This is a genomic window from Amycolatopsis nivea (genome assembly GCF_004522235.1).
Taxonomy (GTDB): Bacteria; Actinomycetota; Actinomycetes; order Mycobacteriales; family Pseudonocardiaceae; genus Amycolatopsis; species Amycolatopsis nivea.
Map to the genome: position 1 here is coordinate 53163 of NZ_SDLT01000005.1, position 17711 is coordinate 70873.

The 17711-nt window shown below is 70.6% G+C and carries 15 protein-coding genes and 1 pseudogene; 7 read left to right on the plus strand and 9 right to left on the minus strand.

The window, feature by feature from the left end; translation table 11 throughout:
* Nucleotides 1–16 precede the first annotated feature (16 nt).
* Together EIZ44_RS07600 and rsgA are read right to left on the minus strand one after the other, a co-directional pair.
* Nucleotides 17–808 (minus strand): SCO4651 family lipoprotein, encoded by a 792-nt coding sequence (locus tag EIZ44_RS07600; protein ID WP_134728089.1) that lies wholly within the window; start codon nucleotides 806–808, stop codon nucleotides 17–19.
* A gap of 72 nt (nucleotides 809–880) precedes the next feature.
* On the minus strand, nucleotides 881–1900 hold the full coding sequence (gene rsgA / locus EIZ44_RS07605) for a ribosome small subunit-dependent GTPase A (RefSeq protein ID WP_037816845.1): 1020 nt from the start codon (nucleotides 1898–1900) through the stop codon (nucleotides 881–883).
* A gap of 112 nt (nucleotides 1901–2012) precedes the next feature.
* Between rsgA and EIZ44_RS07610 the strand changes: the two genes are divergently transcribed.
* The 4 genes from EIZ44_RS07610 (at nucleotide 2013) to EIZ44_RS07625 (ending at nucleotide 4873) form a co-directional block, all read left to right on the plus strand.
* Nucleotides 2013–2768: an SOS response-associated peptidase gene (locus EIZ44_RS07610; protein ID WP_043832896.1), complete on the plus strand. Its 756-nt coding sequence runs from the start codon at nucleotides 2013–2015 to the stop codon at nucleotides 2766–2768.
* A complete protein-coding gene (locus tag EIZ44_RS07615; RefSeq protein ID WP_134728090.1) occupies nucleotides 2765–3373 on the plus strand; it encodes an alpha/beta hydrolase family protein in 609 nt (202 codons plus the stop codon). The genes EIZ44_RS07610 and EIZ44_RS07615 overlap by 4 nt, the downstream gene beginning before the upstream one ends.
* A gap of 108 nt (nucleotides 3374–3481) precedes the next feature.
* Nucleotides 3482–3814: a hypothetical protein gene (locus tag EIZ44_RS07620; protein ID WP_037816550.1), complete on the plus strand. Its 333-nt coding sequence runs from the start codon at nucleotides 3482–3484 to the stop codon at nucleotides 3812–3814.
* A gap of 9 nt (nucleotides 3815–3823) precedes the next feature.
* On the plus strand, nucleotides 3824–4873 hold the full coding sequence (locus EIZ44_RS07625) for a hypothetical protein (protein ID WP_037816548.1): 1050 nt from the start codon (nucleotides 3824–3826) through the stop codon (nucleotides 4871–4873).
* Here the strand turns inward: EIZ44_RS07625 and EIZ44_RS07630 are convergent, their stop codons facing one another.
* Nucleotides 4874–7615 (minus strand): AfsR/SARP family transcriptional regulator, encoded by a 2742-nt coding sequence (locus EIZ44_RS07630; protein WP_134728091.1) that lies wholly within the window; start codon nucleotides 7613–7615, stop codon nucleotides 4874–4876.
* A gap of 705 nt (nucleotides 7616–8320) precedes the next feature.
* On the opposite strand from EIZ44_RS07630, the pseudogene EIZ44_RS45375 reads away from it, so the two are divergent.
* Nucleotides 8321–8578: pseudogene (locus tag EIZ44_RS45375) on the plus strand (alpha/beta family hydrolase); the annotation flags it as partial.
* Between the two features lie 145 nt (nucleotides 8579–8723).
* Here EIZ44_RS45375 and EIZ44_RS07640 read toward each other — a convergent pair.
* Genes EIZ44_RS07640 through EIZ44_RS07660 form a run of 5 tightly spaced genes read right to left on the minus strand, consistent with a single transcriptional unit; the run spans nucleotide 8724 to nucleotide 14590 of the window.
* On the minus strand, nucleotides 8724–10139 hold the full coding sequence (locus EIZ44_RS07640) for a carboxylesterase/lipase family protein (RefSeq protein WP_205673067.1): 1416 nt from the start codon (nucleotides 10137–10139) through the stop codon (nucleotides 8724–8726).
* Nucleotides 10136–11032: an MBL fold metallo-hydrolase gene (locus EIZ44_RS07645; RefSeq protein ID WP_134728093.1), complete on the minus strand. Its 897-nt coding sequence runs from the start codon at nucleotides 11030–11032 to the stop codon at nucleotides 10136–10138. The genes EIZ44_RS07640 and EIZ44_RS07645 overlap by 4 nt, the downstream gene beginning before the upstream one ends.
* A complete protein-coding gene (menC, locus tag EIZ44_RS07650) occupies nucleotides 11029–12135 on the minus strand; it encodes an o-succinylbenzoate synthase (protein WP_134728094.1) in 1107 nt (368 codons plus the stop codon). Before menC ends, EIZ44_RS07645 begins: the two co-directional genes overlap by 4 nt.
* Nucleotides 12132–13292 carry a M20 family metallopeptidase gene (locus tag EIZ44_RS07655; RefSeq protein WP_134728095.1) on the minus strand — a complete coding sequence of 387 codons (1161 nt, stop codon included), beginning with the start codon at nucleotides 13290–13292 and terminating at the stop codon, nucleotides 12132–12134. Before EIZ44_RS07655 ends, menC begins: the two co-directional genes overlap by 4 nt.
* Entirely contained in the window at nucleotides 13289–14590 is a 1302-nt protein-coding gene (locus EIZ44_RS07660; RefSeq protein ID WP_134728096.1) for an MFS transporter, read from the minus strand. The genes EIZ44_RS07655 and EIZ44_RS07660 overlap by 4 nt, the downstream gene beginning before the upstream one ends.
* Before the next feature lie 170 nt (nucleotides 14591–14760).
* On the opposite strand from EIZ44_RS07660, the gene EIZ44_RS07665 reads away from it, so the two are divergent.
* Both EIZ44_RS07665 and EIZ44_RS07670 read left to right on the plus strand, forming a co-directional pair.
* Complete coding sequence (locus tag EIZ44_RS07665; RefSeq protein WP_134728097.1) at nucleotides 14761–15735, plus strand: Lrp/AsnC family transcriptional regulator; 975 nt, start codon at nucleotides 14761–14763, stop codon at nucleotides 15733–15735.
* A 99-nt stretch (nucleotides 15736–15834) separates the two neighbouring features.
* Nucleotides 15835–16512, plus strand: a complete 678-nt coding sequence (locus EIZ44_RS07670) for a response regulator transcription factor (protein WP_134728098.1) — start codon at nucleotides 15835–15837, stop codon at nucleotides 16510–16512.
* 3 nt (nucleotides 16513–16515) lie between these two features.
* On the opposite strand, the gene EIZ44_RS07675 is transcribed toward EIZ44_RS07670, so the two are convergent.
* Entirely contained in the window at nucleotides 16516–17691 is a 1176-nt protein-coding gene (locus tag EIZ44_RS07675; RefSeq protein ID WP_134728099.1) for an alpha/beta hydrolase, read from the minus strand.
* Between the last annotated feature and the right edge of the window lie 20 nt (nucleotides 17692–17711).

A 17711-nucleotide genomic window follows, 5' to 3' on the forward strand; every position in this document is an offset into this window, starting at 1 on the left:
GTTTTTCCGGTTTACCTTATCCGCCCAGGTTGTCCACCAGATCCGCGGCCGGGGCCGCGACCTCGACCGGAGTGCCCCAGCGGCGGTACTGGACGGTCAGCACCGAGCCGGTCAGATCGGGGTCGAACCGGGCCATGGGCCGTTCGTCCAGGACGACCTTGACCGGTCGCTGATAGTCGTCGAGCCACAGGTCGAGCGGGATCCGCACCCCCTTCCCGGACAAGCGCGTCCGGATCCGGTACTGCGATTCGTCGGAGATGAATCCGATCAGATGGTCCGCGACACGCTCGAAATCGAGCCGCACGCGGTAGTGCGTGAGCTTGCGGCCGTCGAGTTCGACTGGCTCGGACCCGGTCAGTTCGCCGCCTCGGACGAGCTGGTCGACGGTGCGCAGCGGGTCGGTCTGCTCGGCGGTTTGCTCCGCGAGCTTCCAGAACGCCCTGGAGTACAGGTCGGCGGCGAGTGGGAAGACCCGGATCCACCGAGTGCCGGAGTCGGCCTGTGCGGTGGGCGGTTTGACGAAGACCGTCTCGCTGGCCATGCGCAGTTCGGCCCCGTTGGTCATGCGCAGGTCGACCGCGGTGTGCGGGCCGTTGTAGAGAAGGCCGACCTCGACGTCGGCCGTTCCTTTGCCGCTCTCTTCGGACATGGTCAGCCGCACCGTGCCGGTCTTCCCGAGGCTCTGGCGGACAGCCGCGGCGAGCGACCCGAGATCGGTGAACGGGCCCGCCGTCGATGGCGCGGGCGCGCCGCACCCAGCCAGCGCGAGCGCGGCGCAAACGGCCGCGGCGCCAACGCGGAGCCGCATGGATATCCCCCTGGACTTGGAAGCTGTCGCACTCCGTATCGGCGGCCGACGCCAGGGGTTACGCCGTTCAGGTCACGATTCGGTGCGGATGTCCCCGCCGCCCGAACGCGACACCAGGAGCCTGCGCAGCGACGCCAGCCGTTCCGCTCCGGCGTTTCCGTCGGCGACCACGTCGTCCAGCGCGCAGTCCGGGTCCTCGGGCGGGCCGAGGTGGCCGCAGTTCGGCGGGCATTCCTCGGCGGCCGCGGCGAATTCCTCGAAGGCGTTCACGATGTCGTCCGCGGTCACGTGCGCGAGCCCGAACGACCGGACGCCGGGGGTGTCGACCACCCAGCCGCCGCCCGCCAGCGGCAGCGCCACCGCGGCGACCGAGGTGTGCCGTCCCTTGCCGACCGAGCTGACGTCGCCGGTCGCCAGTTCGGCGGCGGGCACCAGGCGGTTGACCAATGTCGACTTGCCGACTCCGGAGTGTCCGACGAGGGCGGTGATCCGGCCGGCGAGGCGTTCGCGCAGGCCCTCGGGCTCCTCGTCGTGCCGGGTGACGATGGCCGGGACGTCGAGCCCCGCGTAGCCGGCGAGCAGCGAATCCGGGCTGGCGAGGTCGGCTTTCGTCAGGCACAGCACGGGTTCCAGGCCGCCCGCGTAGCACGCGACGAGGCAGCGGTCGATGAATCCGGGCCGGGGAAGGGGATCGGCCAGCGAGGTGACGATCAGCAGCTGCGCGGCGTTGGCGACGACCACCCGTTCGTACGGGTCGGTGTCGTCGGCGGTGCGGCGCAGCACGCTGGTGCGCTCGTCGACGCGGACGATCCGGGCGAGCGTGTCCGGCCGTCCGGACACATCGCCGACCAGCGCGACCATGTCCCCGACGACCACCGAGACCCGACCCATTTCGCGGGCTCGCATGGCCATCACGACGCGATCCGGATCGGCGTCGACCGCGCACGTCCAGCGGCCGCGGTCCTTGCCGATCACCATCGCGGTGACCGCGTCGGCGTGCTCGGGCCTGCGCTTGCTGCGTGGCCTGGTGCCCTTGCCGGGACGCACCCGCACGTCGGATTCGTCCAGCCGCCTCCAGTCGCCTCGCCCCAAGCCGCCCACGTCCTCCCGGTCGCCCTTTGCCTGGTCGAATGATCCCATGCCGGTCGCGCCGGGCCCGGTTTGCGTGCGACGATGGCGTTCGAGGCACCCCGAGGAGGTTGGCATGTGCGGCCGTTACGCCGCGACGAAAGACCCGGCGAAGCTGGTCGAGGAGTTCGCCGCGGTCGACCTGACCGAGGGCCGGGCGCGAGTGGACCACAACGTCGCGCCGACCAAGAACGTCGTGACCGTGGTGCAGCGGCACCCCCGCGACGCCGAGGGGCTCGTTCTCGAGGACGAACCGGCGGAGCGCTCGCTGCGGATCATGCGGTGGGGCCTGGTTCCGTTCTGGGCCAAGGATCCTTCGGCGGGTTCGCGGATGATCAACACGCGTGCGGAAACCGCGAAGGAGAAGCCCGCGTTCAAGCGCGCGCTGGCGTCGCGGCGCTGCCTGGTTCCCGCCGACGGCTGGTTCGAGTGGCGGCGCACGGGCAAGGAGAAGGAGCCGTTCTACATGACGGATCCCTCCGGGAAATCGCTCGCTTTCGGCGGAATCTGGGAAAGCTGGCGGCCGAAGGACGACGCGGACGCCGAACCGCTGATCACCTTCTCGATCCTGACGACGGACGCCGCGGGGCAGCTCACCGACGTCCACCACCGGATGCCGCTGATCGTGCCGCACGAGAACTGGGCGGGCTGGCTCGACCCGGACCGGTCCGAAGTGGACGAACTGATGGTGCCGACGTCGCCCTCGGTCGTCGAATCGCTGGAGCTGCGGCCGGTGTCGAGCCTGGTGAACAACGTCCGCAACAACGGCCCGGAACTCTTGCGGCGCACGGAAACCGAACAGTCCGTCGACTCGCTGTTCGACCTGTCATGACCACGCTCGAGATCGACACCGAGCACGGGGTCGCGCGAGCCGAGCTGCATTGCGCGCCCGACGGCGACGCGGTGCTCCTGCTCGGCCACGGCGCGGGCGGCGGCATCGGGGCGAAGGACCTCGTCGCGGTAGCTCGCGCGGCCACCAAGGTCGGAGTGCACGTGGCGCTGGTGGAACAGCCGTACCGCGTGGCAGGGCGGCGCGCGCCCGCTCCGGCGAAGCAACTGGACACGGCGTGGCTCACGGTGGCGGACGAGGTGTCCGCCCGTTTCGACGATTTGCCGCTGATCTTCGGCGGCCGCTCGTCGGGTGCGCGAGTGGCCTGCCGGACGGCTTCGGCCGGGCAGGCGGTCGCGGTGCTGTGCTTGGCGTTCCCGGAGCATCCGCCGGGGAAGCCGGAGAAGTCGCGGCAAGCGGAACTGGACGCGGTCGAGGTGCCCGCGCTGGTGATACAGGGGGAGCGCGATCCGTTCGGCCGTCCGGAACCCGCGCCGCACCACGAGATCGTCGTAGTGGCGGGAGACCACGCCCTGTCGAGCGACCTGGACGCGCTCGCCCGCGCGGCGGCGGAGTGGCTGGTAAGGATCGTCCGGCCGCATTCGTGACGGCGGCGCTCCTTCAGACAGCGATCTGTCAGCGTTCCGAAAGCGGTGTGGTTTTCGCTGTCCGTACGGCCGCACGCGGGGGCGGCCGACGGACGAAGGGGGCAGGTCGTGCCGGACGGGTATTCGGTGGACCTCGAAGGGTTCAAACAATCGCTGACTGATCATCTGGACCCGGCGGTCGAGCATTTCGCCGCCGGCGCCGACGCGGTGCGCCCGCTCCGCGACCTCGACATGGCCGGCCTGCTCGGTGCCGACCAGGCTGGTCTCAACGTGGCCTTCGCGGTGCGGGCGACCGGCGTGCACAAGCTGATCTCGCAGTCCCAGGACCAGCTGCGGGATTCGCTGCGCGGACTGGACGACGCATTGTGGGAGGCGTACCGCGTCTATTCGAGCACCGAGCAGGCGCACACCGACCGGCTGCACGGAATCGGCAAGGGCTGAGGGGGAGCGATGGCCAACGTCGATCCGAGCGTCTTCGCCGGCCTGGCACCGGAATTCCTGGCAGACCGGAAGCTGCTGGCAGACGTCGCCAACTGGGCGGACCTGTGCACCGCGCCACGGGGAGCGCCGGTTCAGCATCCGGAATCCGGAATCAACAACCACGTCCTGGACGATTCGCGGCAGTGGCCAGACCGTTCCAAGATCATGCAGGACAACCGGCCGGCCAACCTGCCGATGCCGGACACGACGATCAACCATTTCTTCTACCACGCCCGGGTGCTGTCACAGCCCCAGCTGGACAAATTCGAGGATCCGCACCGGCTGCTCGGCGATCTGCTGGTGAACCTCACCGTGAACCTGACCAACCAGCCGGGCGACGTGCACGATCCGCAGAGTCCGGCCCGGCAGGCGAGCGGCGGGCAGATGGGCCTGCACGACGCGCTGGACCATCTCTTCGACAACTGGTCGGGGGCGGCAAAGGACAAGTGCCTTGACTACGCCGGGTCGATCTACGATTTCCTGCAGCACGAGCAGGTGATCGTCGCGGAGGCGGCCGATGCGCTGCTGGCGTACTGCAGCGTGCTCGTCGGAGCGCGGAAGAAGCTGGTCAACCTCATGCGCGGGTTCGTCTCGGCGATGCAGAAGCGGGAAGCAGAGGATGTTTCCGAGGACCAGGCCTTCCCGTGGGGGATCGTCGCGGCCGCGGTCGTCGCGGTGGCGAGCGGCGGCTTCGGGCTGGCCGCGCTGCCGGCGGCGGCCGCGACGGCGGAGATCGTCAACGCGGTCGCCCAGCCGGTTTTGGGGTTGGCCGGGAACGTCGCGGACAAGATGCTGAGCAGCGGGGGCACCAACAGCGTGACCTCGGCCGATTACGAGGCCGCCGCCCGGCAGTACTTCCACGACGCCGACGCGATCATCGAGGATGTCCGGAAGGGGATCACGCAGATCGCGCAGTCGTACGGAGACATGGAATCCCGATATCTCCCGCCGCCGGCTCCGCCGCTGACGAAAGCCGAGTTCGACGCGAATCACCGCGAATTGGAGCCGGAAGCGCGCTGATCACCGCGCCGCCGACCCGGCCCGCACGTCGGCCAGCTCCCGGAAATGGCGCCGGTAGTCGACTGCGATGGTCGGGTTGGCGGCGACCAGTCCGTCGAGTTCCCGTTGCAAGGCACGGGCTCGATCGTGCTGACCCAGCAGGTAGCAGGCGCGGGTCAGGTCGCAGAGCACGCCGCCTTCCAGCGCGGTCGAGCCGAGTTCCCTGGCGATCCGCAGGGCTGCCCCGAGGCTGTGTTCGGCCTCGGGGCACCGGCCCATCCCGAGCAGCGCACGGCCGTGTCCGTGCCGGGCTTCGCCGGTTTCCCAACCCGCCCCCACTTCCTCGCAGATCGCCAGCGCTTGTTCGGCGTGCGTCAGCGCTTCCGCCGGCCGGTCCAGGATGAGCAGGATGTCGCTGAGCACTCCGTTCGCGGCCGCGACGTTGATCGGATTGCCGGAGCGAGGCGCCAACTCCAGAGCGCGGTAGCCGGCATCGAGCGCTTCCTCGTTGCGGTCCAGCACGGTGTACGCCGAAGCGAGGTTGAACAAGCACATCATCTCGCCGTCCACTGAGGACAATGCGCGCCAGGCCGAAAGCGCCTGCTCGTATTCCGCGACGGCTCGGTCCGCTTCGCCCATGCCGAGCAGAGCCAGCCCCAGGCCGTTGCGCATCCACGCTTCGCCGACGCGATCGTCCGAGCGCAGGGCTGCGGCGAGGCCGGTTCGATGCGTTCGGACGAACAGGGTGCACTCTCCGCACATCAGGAACACGTGCGCCATCGTCCGGGCGATCTGCCAGGACTGGCGGTCCAGCCCCGTTTCGTACGCCTGCTGGACGGCCCAGATCAGGTTGGTTTGCTGGGACAGCACCCAGTCGGCGGACGCGTCGGCGCTCGAAAACCGTTCGACCGCCGGGCCGTCCGCGCCTTCCGCTTCGGTGTAGGGCCGGGACGCGTCGAAGGCGTTGACCGCGGACGCGGCGTACCAGTCCACCAGGCGGGCGGTCGCGGTTTCGTCTTTCTCGGCGGTCAGGCTGACCGCGTAGTCGCGCAGGAGGTCGTGCAGATCCCAGCGGTCTGGGTGGCGTTGCTCGGCGAGGTGCGCGGCGGTGAGCTGGTGGAGGAGGCGGCGGGCTTCGTGGACGTCCACCGCGGCGAGCGCGGCGGCCGAGCGCGCCGATACGCCGCCGACCGGATGCAGCCCGAGCAGCCGGAACAGCCGGGCGACCGGTGCAGGGAGCGCAGCGTAGGAATAGGCGAAGAGAGCGGCGAGGTTGCTGTCGTCGCCGTCGTCGAGATCGAAACCGCGCAGGACGGCGTCTTCGTCGAATTCCGCGACGACTGCTTCGAGGGAGCGGCCGGCCTGCCGGTTGACCCGCTCGCCGAGGATCCGGATGGCCAGCGGCAGCCCGGCGCACAGTTCGAGCGCGCGCACCCACGCCGCGGATTCGGGCTGGATGTCCGCGAGCGAGGTTCTGAGCAGTTCGCCGCCGTCGCTCGGGGCGAAGCGCTGGACGGTGATCGGGCGCGCTCCGTGCCGGGTGATCAGGCCGCCGAGCCGGCGTCGGCTGGTGACCAGCGTCAGGCAGCTGGCACCGGGCAGCAACGGCTGTACCTGCGCGGTGTCCCACGCGTCGTCGAGCACGAGCAGATACCGGCGGTCGGCGGTGCGGGACCGCCACAGGGCGGCACGTTCCGCCGGGCCTGCCGGGACTTCCTCGCCGGAGACTCCGATCGCCCAGAGCAACCGGGCCAGCAGCGCGTCCGGGCTCGCCGGCCCGCCCGGCGAGAACCCGGCCAGTTCCAGGAAGAGCTGGCCGTCCGGGAAATCGGCGGCGACCTGGTGGGCGAAGCGGACCGCGAGCGCGGACTTGCCGACGCCCGCGGTGCCTTCGAGCAGCACCACGCCGGACGGCACCCCGTGCAGCTCGGCCAATTCGCTGGTACGCGCGGTGAACCCGGCGACGTCAGCGGGCAGCTGCCGAGGCACCGGCGACGGCGTGGCATGCGGCCGGTGGTCGAGCGCCGGGTCGGCGGTGATGATCGCCTGGCGCACCTCGCGCAGGCCGGGGCCGGGCCGCAGCCCCAGTTCCTCGTCGAGGACAGCGCGGATGCGGTCGAACGCTGCCAGCGCGTCCGCCTGGCGTCCGGCGCGGTACAAGGCGATCATCAGCTGCTCGTGCACGCGTTCGCGCAAGGGGTGTTCGGCGGCTGATTCAGTCAGGACCGGGATCAGCTGCCGGTGCTGGCCCAGTGCCAACATTGCGTCCGCGCGGGCTTCCCGCACTGCTTGCGCTTCTTCGCGCAATGCGGGCACCACGTCCCGGCGCAGTACTTCGGATTCCACATTGGACAGTGGCTCGCCGGACCATTCGGCGAGCGCGGTTTCAAACGCGGCGACGGCCTCGGCGTGCGCACCGCGCTCGGCAGCTGCCCAGCCGCGAGCGGCAGCCGAACGAAACCGGGTCAGGTCGACGGCGTTCTCGGGAACGTCCAGGCGGTAGCCGCCCAGCCCGGTCCGCAGCACATCTGCGGTGCTGAGCATGCGGCGCAGGCGGGAGACGTAGGTATGGACGGACGCGCGGGCGTTGCGCGGCCCGTCGCCGTCCCAGAGCCAGCGCGTCAGCTGTGCGACGCCGACTTCCTGCCCGGGATGAGTCAGCAGCCCGGCAAGCACTACCAGCGGACGCTCGCCCTCGGTGGGCAGCGTGATGCCGTCCTCGACCGCCCGCACCGGTCCCAGCACCTGAAACGTCAGTTCCATGCTCTGCAGTATCGCCGGGGAACAGAGCGAAAACAGCCCCTTGGCGATACTCGCGGCAATCCGGATTTCCTTCGTGAACACCCGGCAAGACTGTTGGCCGTGGATGGCTGCAATTCGGACGTTGTCCCAGCTCAGAGCGAGATCTTTCGGGTTGTCCACAGCTGGGCGGGTCGGTGGGCAACTGTGCGGGTTCTGTGTCGCCAGACCGCTTCACCGTCGAGGTCGCCGGTAATGTCGGTCGCGGGAGCACTGGAAGACGATAAGCAGATCAGCGCGGTCGTCGGCGTCGAACGTCCGGCAGGGTGCGCCGAACATACCGAGGTTCGCGACAGCGGCCACGGCCGCCGGAGCGCGAAGCCGTCCGCTCCGGCGGCCGGCGGCAGCTCGATGGCGCGACGGTCATCGCGTGGGCGGCGTCCATCCGGTCGTGCGTGCGTGGTGACGATGGCGGAGGTCGCTTCGCCTGGATTCGGGTGGCTCCGAACACGGCCGAGCTGATGGCCAGGACGTGCTCGGCGTCGAAGAATCAAGTCGCGCGGCCATGATCGACGGCACAGCCGGGCGGTCGCGCTTTCCCGCACCTCGTCGAAGCTGGTGCGGAGCTGCTCGCCCGGTTCCGTGAACAGGTGCGAGAGGCGATCGAGCACCTCGCTTCGCGACTGGCCGGCACTGGTGCGGCGCGCGGAAACCGAGCCGCCCGTCAGGCAGGCGGTCGCCGTGCTGTGCCTGGCTTTTCCGGAGCATCCGCCGGGGAAGCCGAAGTTCCGGCAAGCCGAACTGGACGCGGTCGAGGTGCCCGCGCTGGTGATCCAGGGGAGCGGGACCCGTTCGGGAGGCCTTCGGCGGCTCCGCATCACGAGGTCGTCATGGTGGCGGAGGACCACACGCTGGCGAGCGATTTGGACGCGGTGGCGCGGGCTGCCGGAGGAGCGGCTGAGGCGGGTTGTCCGGCCGCATCTGTGACGACGCTGGCTGTGGATAGTTTGAGAGCTCGTTTCCGCTGTTCAGGGCTCTTTCTGTGGAGTTGTCCACAACCTGGCCAGCCTGTGGGCAACTGGTGCGGAGACCGGTTCCGGGGCGCTTGTGCCGGGTAGGGTGGGCAGCGACGTCAGGTTGTGAGGTGCCAATCTTCGGCGATGCGCATGATCGCGGGCGCGTCCGGGCAGTGGGGCGACCAGCCCGGGGCGCCGTTCGTGACGTAGGCGACCCACGCCGCGTGGGTGCGCGCAGCCAGCGCGGGATCCGGTCGTGCTGTGCCGAGCAGTCCGGATGGTCCGTAGAGGCTGGGCAGCGCGGCGTGGTCGAACACGAACGGCAGTTCGGCGCAATGGCACGCACCCAGCGGGTGGTCCGGGCTGGGCGGGGGCCAGGCGAACTCGTAGACGTGGGTGGGGTTTCCGGCCCTGCTGTGCGCGTCCGCGAGGAGTCGGTTGCTCGCTTGGTACGCCTCGGTCATCAGGCGCGCGGCCAGGTCGCCGGGGGACGCGCCGGGGTGCCGTGCCCGGGCGCGGGCGATCGCTGCGGCGGGGTCTGGGAACCGGCGGGCCGCCGCGGCCTGGAGTCCGGTGTCGTCGAGGTTCGCGGTGTAGAGGTTCGCCTCGTTGGCGTTGGTGCCGATCAGGAGGCTGACCGGGGCCGTGTTCCCGGACGCGGGTTGGGTCGGCAGGGTCTCCTCGTCCAGGACTGGTTTGTACGGGCTGTTGCCCAGTGACGTATCGCGGAATTCGGCGATCGCCGCCCCGGGCATCGCGGCGGGTGCGGCGACCAGTCGCTCGTCGGGAAGCTCGCTCAGCGCGGCTGCGGTGGGTGCCACGCCAAGCGCGTCGGCTGTGGCGCGCGTGATCAGGTCGGCTTTCTCGACCGGGAAAGCGCATTCGCCGCTGCCGCTCTGGCTGATCGCCCGGCGGAACAAGCCCGCAGCCCCGGGGGTGACGAGCAGGGCGGAGACCAGCATGGCCCCGGCAGACTGTCCGGCCACCGTGACGTTGCCCGGGTCGCCGCCGAACGTCGCGATGTTCTCGGCGACCCAGCGCAGTGCCGCGAGCGCGTCGAGCAGGCCGCGGTTGGCTGGGGCGTCCGGGAGCCGCAACCATCCGGCGACCCCCAGGCGGTACTGCACCGTGACCAGGACGACGCCGTCCCGGGCGAAGGTGTCGCCGTCGTAGAGCTCGGTCTGCCCGGTGCCCGCGGTGAATCCGCCGCCGTGGAAGAAGACCAGCACCGGCAGGCCCGCGTTGGCCGGGTCGGGGGTGCTGACCGTGACCGATAGGTAGTCGGCACCGGGAATCCAGCCGGAACCCAGTACTGGCGTCAGGTCGACCCCGCCGAAATCACGCCGGGCGGCCGGTGCGGTCGGGCCTGGTCGGGTGGCATCGCGTACGCCGTCCCAACGTGGTGCGGGGGCGGGTGCCTGGAACCGCGCGGCACCGGACATCGGTGCGGCGTAAGGAATCGCGCGAAACGTGTGCACCCCGTTCCGCACGGTGCCGCGGACTCGTCCGGCGGCAACGGAAACCACGGTCATGCGTCGGACCCCCATCGATTAACCGCGAACTTCGCACCGTCCCGGACGATTTCCACGGCCGGCCCGGCTCCGACGTGCGCGGGGAAAACCAGGGCGCGGTCGTCGGCGGCCTGGCCGAGCAACCGGTGCCGGGTGGCCGCGGCGCGGGCCGGGTCCTCGCAGAAGCAGCTGCTGAGGCCGGGTTCGGCGAATTGCAGCGGGTGGTGCAGCAGGTCGCCGACGAACAGCGCCCGGTCGGTGCCCGAGCGCACGGTCAGCACGCACGATCCAGGCGTGTGCCCGGGCGCCGGTTCGAGCCGGAGGGCGCCGTCGATGTCGCAGCCGTCCTCCCACAACCGCGCCTGTCCACTGTGGACCACCGGGGCGACGCTGTCGGCGAAGACGTTTTCGTTCGCCCGCGCCAGTTTCGGCCGGTGCGGCCCGGACGGGTCCCAGAAGTCGTGATCGGCGCGCGGCAGCAAGTAGGTCGCGTTCGGGAACGTCGGACGCCATTCGCCGTTGTCGAGCCGGGTGTTCCAGCCGACGTGGTCGGCGTGCAGATGCGTGTTCACGACGAAGTCGACCTCTTCGGGCACGACGCCCGCCGCGGCCAGCCGGTCGAGGAACCCGGTGTGCAACTGGTGAAACGCCGGGGTGCCGGGCCGCTCCTTGCCGTCGCCGGCCCCGGTGTCGACCAGGATCGTGGCGCCCCCGCTGCGCAGCACCCACGTCTGCACGCAGGTGCGCAGCAGCCCGGACTCGCGGTCCCAGGAGTCCGGCGGAAGCCCGGATTCGTGCGCTCGCCACGTGTCCTGCGCGAGGCCGGGGAACATCGCTTCCGGCGGCCGGGTGGTTCCTTCGTACTCGACGACGCGCGTCGCGGTCACCGAGCCCAAGCCGATCGTGTCGGTCATGCGGTCACCCAGGTCTTCTCGACGGTTCGTTCGGCCAGTGCCGCTTCGTCGGGCGTGACGCCGATGCCCGGTTCGGCGGGTACGTCGAGGTGGCCGTCCCGGAGCACGAACGGCTCGGTCAGGTCGTGCTCGTAGTAACGACTCGATGCGGAGGTGTCGCCGGGAACGGTGAATCCCGGCAGCCCGGCCAGCGCGACGTTGGCCGCGCGGCCGATGCCGGTCTCGAGCATCCCGCCGCACCAGACGGCGGCTCCGTGGGCGCGGCAGACGTCGTGCACGCGCCGGGCTTCGAGGTAACCGCCTACGCGCCCCGGCTTGATGTTCACGATCCGGCACGCGCCGAGCGCCAGCGCGTCGGCCGCGCTCTCCGCCGAAACGATCGATTCGTCGAGGCAGATCGGCGTGCGCAGCAGCCGGGCGAGTTCGGCGTGCTGGCGCAGTTGCTCTTCGCCGAGCGGCTGCTCCACGAGCAGGAGCCCGAACGCGTCGAGCCGCTGCAGGTGCGGGGCGTCCGCCAGCGTGTAGGCGGCGTTCGCGTCGACCTGCAGCAGGAGATCGTCGCCGAAGCGTTCGCGGACCGCGCGCACCGGCTCGACGTCCCAGCCGGGCTCGATCTTGAGCTTGATCCGCAGGTAGCCCTCGGCGAGGTGCCCCGAGACGACGTCGAGCAGCTCCGGCACGGAGTCGAGGATGCCGACCGAGACACCGGCGGGCACCCGGTCTCGGGTAGCGCCGAGATAGTGCGCCAGCGGTTCGCCGCGGGCTCGCAATTGGGCGTCGAGCAGGGCGGTCTCCACCGCGCTCTTCGCCATCCGGTGCCCGCGCACCGGCGCGAGCAGCTCGGCGACCTCCTCCGCGCGCACGTCGCCGCGTTCGAGCAGCCGCGGGGCGAGGAACCGCTCGACGACGTCGAGGGCTCCGGCCACGTACTCGGACGAGTACATCGGCGTGCCGAAGGCCGCGCATTCGGCCCAGCCCTCGGCATCCGGGGAGGCGACGCGCACGAGCAGCAAATCGCGTTCGCGGACGGTGTCGAACGACGTGCGGAACGGCTGTCGCAGCGGCATTTTGACCTGGATCAGTTCGATCCCGTCGATTTTCACGGAGTCTGTCCTTCCGGGAGGGCGGCCAGCACGGCCGCGGCGATCGCGGCGCGTTCGGAGAGGGCCGCGACCGAGATGTGCTCGTGGCGGGCGTGCGCTCCGTCGCCGACCGCGCCGATGCCGTCGAGCACGGGAACCTCCAGCGCGGCGGCGAAGTTTCCGTCGCTGGCACCGCCTACGGAAACGTCCGGCAGGTCGCGTCCCAGCGTCGCGGCGGCGGCTCTGGCGAGCGCGGCGATCGAGCTGATCGCGGGCGTGCGCTCCATCACCGGCCGGTTCCATTCGCCGGTGACCTCGATCGCGGCACGCGGGTCGTGCGGGACGAGCCGGGCGAACGCTTCGTCCAGCCGGGCGGCCTCGGCCTGGCTCGCGACCCGCACGTCGATCCGGGCGCGAGCGTGGCCCGCGACGACGTTGACCGCGCTGCCGCCCGCCACGAGCCCGACGTTGACCGTGGTGCCGGCCGCCGGATCGGCGAGCGCGCCCAGCTCCAGCGTGACGCGGGCGAGTTCGTCGATCGCGCTCGCCCCTTTCTCCGGCTCCAGCCCGGCGTGCGCTTCGCGTCCGGTCACCGCGACGTCGAAGAGCCCTACGCCCTTGCGGCCGGTTTTCAGCGCACCGCCCGGCGCGCTGCCTTCGAAGACGAGAACCGCCGCCGCGCCGGCGCATTCCTGTTCGATCACCGGGCGGGACGCGGGACTGCCGATCTCCTCGTCCCCGGTGAGCACGAGCCGGACCGGCGGCCGGTCGTGGCCGGTGGCGGCGAGCGCGCGCAGCGCCCAGACCGACTGCACGAGCCCGGCTTTCATGTCGAAGATCCCCGGTCCGCTGGCCCGGTCGCCGCTCACTTCGGCAGGCCATCCGGCGAGGGTGCCCGCGGGCCACACCGTGTCGTAGTGCCCGAGCAGCACGACCGGTGCGGATCCGACGCCCGGGTAGTCGAAGACGATCGCGTGGCCGGTGCGGGACCGGTGCCGGGGTTCGCCGAGCGACCCGGTGACCCAGCGGTCCAGCCAGTCCAGTGCCCGCGCGAGCAGTTCCCGGTCGGTGCTGGGCGTTTCGTGCCGGACGAGAGCGAGGACGTCGGCCAGCAACTGGTCCCGGTGGTCGTCGAGCCACCGGTGCAGACCGGGCACGTCGACGTGGTCGGTGATCATCGCAGCGCCTCCTCGGCGATCTTGTTTTCCGCGCTGGTGCGCAAGGTTTCGGGCAGGCCGAGAACGCAGCCGGTGACGAGAGCCGCGACGGCGAAGCCGAGCAACGCGACGCTCCACGTCGCCTTCCCGGACGAAACGAACACGAGCGTGGCGACGGCCGGGGCGAATCCGCCGCCCAGCGCCGCGCCGAGCTGGTAGCCGAGTGAGGCGCCGCTGTAGCGGACCGACGCGGGGAACTGCTCCGCGATGAGGGCTGGTGTCGCGCCCTTCATGGCCGCGGTCAGCGGGGAGGCGAACGCGAAGGCCAAGTAGAAGAGAACGCTGTTGCCGTTCTTCACCAGCCAGAAGAAGGCGAAGAGATACAGCCCGGTCAGCACGGCGCCGGCGAGTACCACCGGACGGCGTCCGAACCGGTCCGCGAGCATGCCGGAAACGAGTGAAAAGAGCGTCGTCCCGGTGAGGAAGACCGCTTGTGCGCCAAGGCTTTCGCCCGGTGTGCGACCTACGGCCACGGCGTAGGCGAGGAAGAACGAGAAGCCGATGTAGGCGATGGCGTTGTAGCCGAGGCTCAGCCCGAATGTCAGCAGCAGCGCCCTCGGGTGCTGACGGAAGACGGTGACCAGCGGGATTCGCGGCGGCGCCTCGGCGGCCGCGCGCTCCGGCGTCTCGGCCGCGCCTCGGCGAGCCACCAGGCCGACCACGATCAGCAGGCTGCCCAGCAGGAACGGGATACGCCAGCCCCAGCTGAGCATCGCCGCCGGGAAGAGCGTGTTCACGAGTCCGAAGACGCCGATCGCCAGCAAGCCGCCGATGCTGATTCCGGCACCGGTGAAACTGCCGTAGAACGCCCGTTTGCGCGGGGGCGCCGATTCGATCCCGTAGAGGGCTGCGCCGCCCCATTCGCCGCCGGCGGCGATGCCTTGCACCAGGCGCAGCACCACGAGCAGCACGGGCGCCCACGGCCCGATCGCCGAATACGTCGGCAGCAGGCCGACGGCCACTGTGGACAGACCCATCACGGTCAGCGTGACCACCAGGATCCGGCGCCGTCCGACGCGGTCGCCCCAGTGTCCGGCCAGCACCCCGCCGAGCGGACGGGCCAGGAACCCGGTTCCGAACGCGGCGAGCGCCAAGAGCGTGCCGACCAGCGGATCGGCGGCGGGGAAGAACAGCTTGTCGAAGACCAGCGACGCGGCGGTGCCGTAGATGAGGAAGTCGTAGTACTCGAGCGTGGTCCCGATCCCGGACACGAAGAAGACCTTGAACGGGCTGGGGCGGGCTGCGGGCGGTGCGGTCATGCGGTCACCTTTTTCCGTCCGAGACAAGCTCGGCACCCCCTGGTTGACTGATTCGTGCGGAAGTCTTGCATGCTGTGCCGTATTCATGCAACTAGCTGTAGATTACGCCTGATTCAGTCATGCGTGAGCTTGGGTAGGCTGCGCCTGCCCGAACCTGAAGGAGGCGCCCGGTGGCCGACGACGGCGTGCTGGACGACATCGATCTCGATCTGGTCGCCGCGCTGCAGCACGCGCCCCGTGCGCCCTTTGACGTGCTGGCTCGTGTCCTGGACAGCTCGGCGCGCACGGTCGGGCGGCGCTACGGCCGGATGCTGGACGACGGCCTGCTGCGCGTCATCTGCGAGGTCGACTGGTCGCTGCTCGCCGAGGGGCCGCCCGCGCACGTGTGGCTCGGCGCCGAGCCTGGCCGGGCTCGCGAGGTGGCGGAGGCGCTGGCGCGGCGCGACGACACCACGCATGTCGCGCTCGCCTCGGGCCGCGGTGAGGTTTACGCGGTCGTCCACGGGATGACCCGCGGTGCCACGGCCCGCGCGCTGGTCGACGAGATCCCCGCCGTGCCCGGCATCCGCTCGGTGCGCGCGGAGTCGGTGTTGCGCAGGCTCACCAGTTCCGCGGCGTGGCGGTTGCGCAGGCTGACGAGCGAGCAAGAGGAGGCGCTCGCAACGCACGCCGGAGCCGCGGCGGAGGAATCCGGCACCGAACTCGGCGCGCTGGAACGCGAAGTCGCGGCGGTCCTGCGCGACGACGCGCGGACGCCGTATTCGGACGTCGCTCGCGTGCTCGACATCTCCGAGTCCCGGGCTCGCCGCGTCGCGACCGCGATGTTCGGCTCCGGGCTGCTGCGGCCTCGCGTCGAGATCGAACCAGGCAAGCTCGGCTACCGGGTCGAGGCCGTCCTCGGCATCTCGTGCCCGCCGGCCGTGACGACCCGGGTCGGCACTGCGATCGCCGCGCACCCGGCGACCCGGTTCCTCGCGCTCACCGCGGCATCGTCCACCTTCGTCTGCGACGGCGTCTTCCGCGGCGAAGACGAGCTGGCCGACTTCGTCAGCGGCGGTTTCGTCGGCAGCGAGGATGTCACCGCGGTCGAGTGCACCCTGCAACTGGAGGTGCTGAAACGCTATTGGCGAGCGCCGGCTGCGTGACGGTCAGCGGTTAACTTGCACGCGGTGGTGCGTGCCGCGGCGGCGGGTCGTCCGGCACTGCCGCTGATTCCACTGCCAGGCAGATTCGGAGAACGCGACATGACCGATCAACTGCGCGTCGTGCTCGCCGACGACCACTACCTGGTCCGGGAAGGCACCCGGAAGCTCCTCGAGGACTCCGGCCGTGTCACGGTCCTCGCCACGGTCGGCACCGGCGAGGAACTGCTCGCCGCCGTGGAGCGCGAACGTCCGGACGCGGTGGTCGCCGACATCCGGATGCCGCCAGGCCAGCACCTCGAAGGCATCACCGCCGCGCATGCCATCCGGGCCGGGAACCCCGGGATCGGAGTGGTGGTGCTGTCCCAGCACGCCAGCGAGCAGTACGCGTTCGCCCTGTTCCAGCACGGCACGTCCGGGCTGGCTTACCTGCTCAAGGAACGGATCGGCGACGTCGGCGAACTCGTCCGCGCCCTCGGCGAAGTCGCCGCGGGCGGGTCGGTGGTCGATCCGCGCGTCGTGGAAGTCCTCGTGCACAGCCGGGCGCGCGGCACCGCCTCGCCGCTGGCCCGGCTGACTCCCCGCGAACTCGACGTGCTGCGGCTCATGGCAGGGGGACGGAACAACCGGGGGATCGCTGAGTCGTTGGGTCTGGCGGAGTCGACGATCGAGAAGCACGTGAACTCGACGTTCGCGAAGCTCGGTCTGGCCGAGGAGTCCGGTTTGCACCATCGTGTCGCGGCAGTGCTGGCTTATCTTCGCCACGGCACGTCCGCCTGACCGTCAGCAGGCGCGCAGGTGCTGATCGAAGAACGACAGCACGCGATCGCGCACCACAGCTGCCGCGTTCGCGATGGTTCCGATGAGTTTGTTCCGGTCCGGCGAACTCATCAGCCCCGCGGCTTCCATCTGGGGAGCTTCGGAGCCGAAGTCGGTGAGTGCCCAGTGCGCGGCGTCGCCGATCTGCGACCAGCGGGTGCGACCGCCGTGGTGGGCGAGCAGTGCGGACCAGGTCCGGGTGATCCGTGCGTCCCGGAATCCGGCTGTGCCCAGCAGCAACACCGGCCGGTGCACGCCGTGTGCGGCCACCGGGAGCAGTTCGCCGTTCTGGCCAGGAGAGTCCGGCAGGTAGTCGAGATACCCGTCCAAATCGGCGGCCGCGTCGACTCGCCGGTCCTCGTACAGCACCTCGGCGGCCGCCGCGCCGCCCGCGCCATGGCCGTACATCCCGACGCGTCGCAGATCCAGGGCCCGGCCGAGATCGCGCGGCAGGATGCGTTTCTCCGCGTCCGGATTCTGGCCCGCGGCAAGGGATTCGAGTGCGTCGAGGGCGAAGCGCAGGTCGGCGAAGCGCGTGGTCATCATCGTGCGGAAGACCGCTGGGCTGGTACGCGGGTCGGCGGGCAGTTCCTGGATGGTGCGCGGCGGTCGGTTCGGCAGGTCGACTTCGCTTGTCTCGCCCGGGTGATCGACAGTCACCACCACGTAGCCGTGGCTGGCCAGGTCTTCGGCGACGCTGGTGCCGAGCGTGCGCGGGTCGCCGAAGCCCGGGCTGTAGAGCACCACCGGCCGCCGGACTGGTTCGGCGGGTGCGCCGGTGTGCGCGTGCGTCATCGTGGCGGCCCAATCCACCCCCGTTCGCGGCAGCTCCCGATGCAGATAAGGGACGTCTATCGCCGCGAACAGCCCGGCCGCGGCCGCGGTCATCTGCGGGGCGAGACGGTAGCCACGGGTGTCGGCGGCGGGATAGAACACGGTCGTCATCAGCTCTCGAAAGCCCAGTTCGGCGTCCCACGGGTCCGCTCTGGTGCGGTCGACCAGATGCAGTTCGGCGACTCCGACCCGATGCGGGCCGGTCGGCGACGGCAGGTCGAGGACGAGCGATTGCGCGGGCTGAGCCCGGGCGGTGCTTCCCGCGAGCAGCGACGCGGTGAGGAACACGAGCAATCCACGAAACATTTCTTCTCCCGCAACGGTTT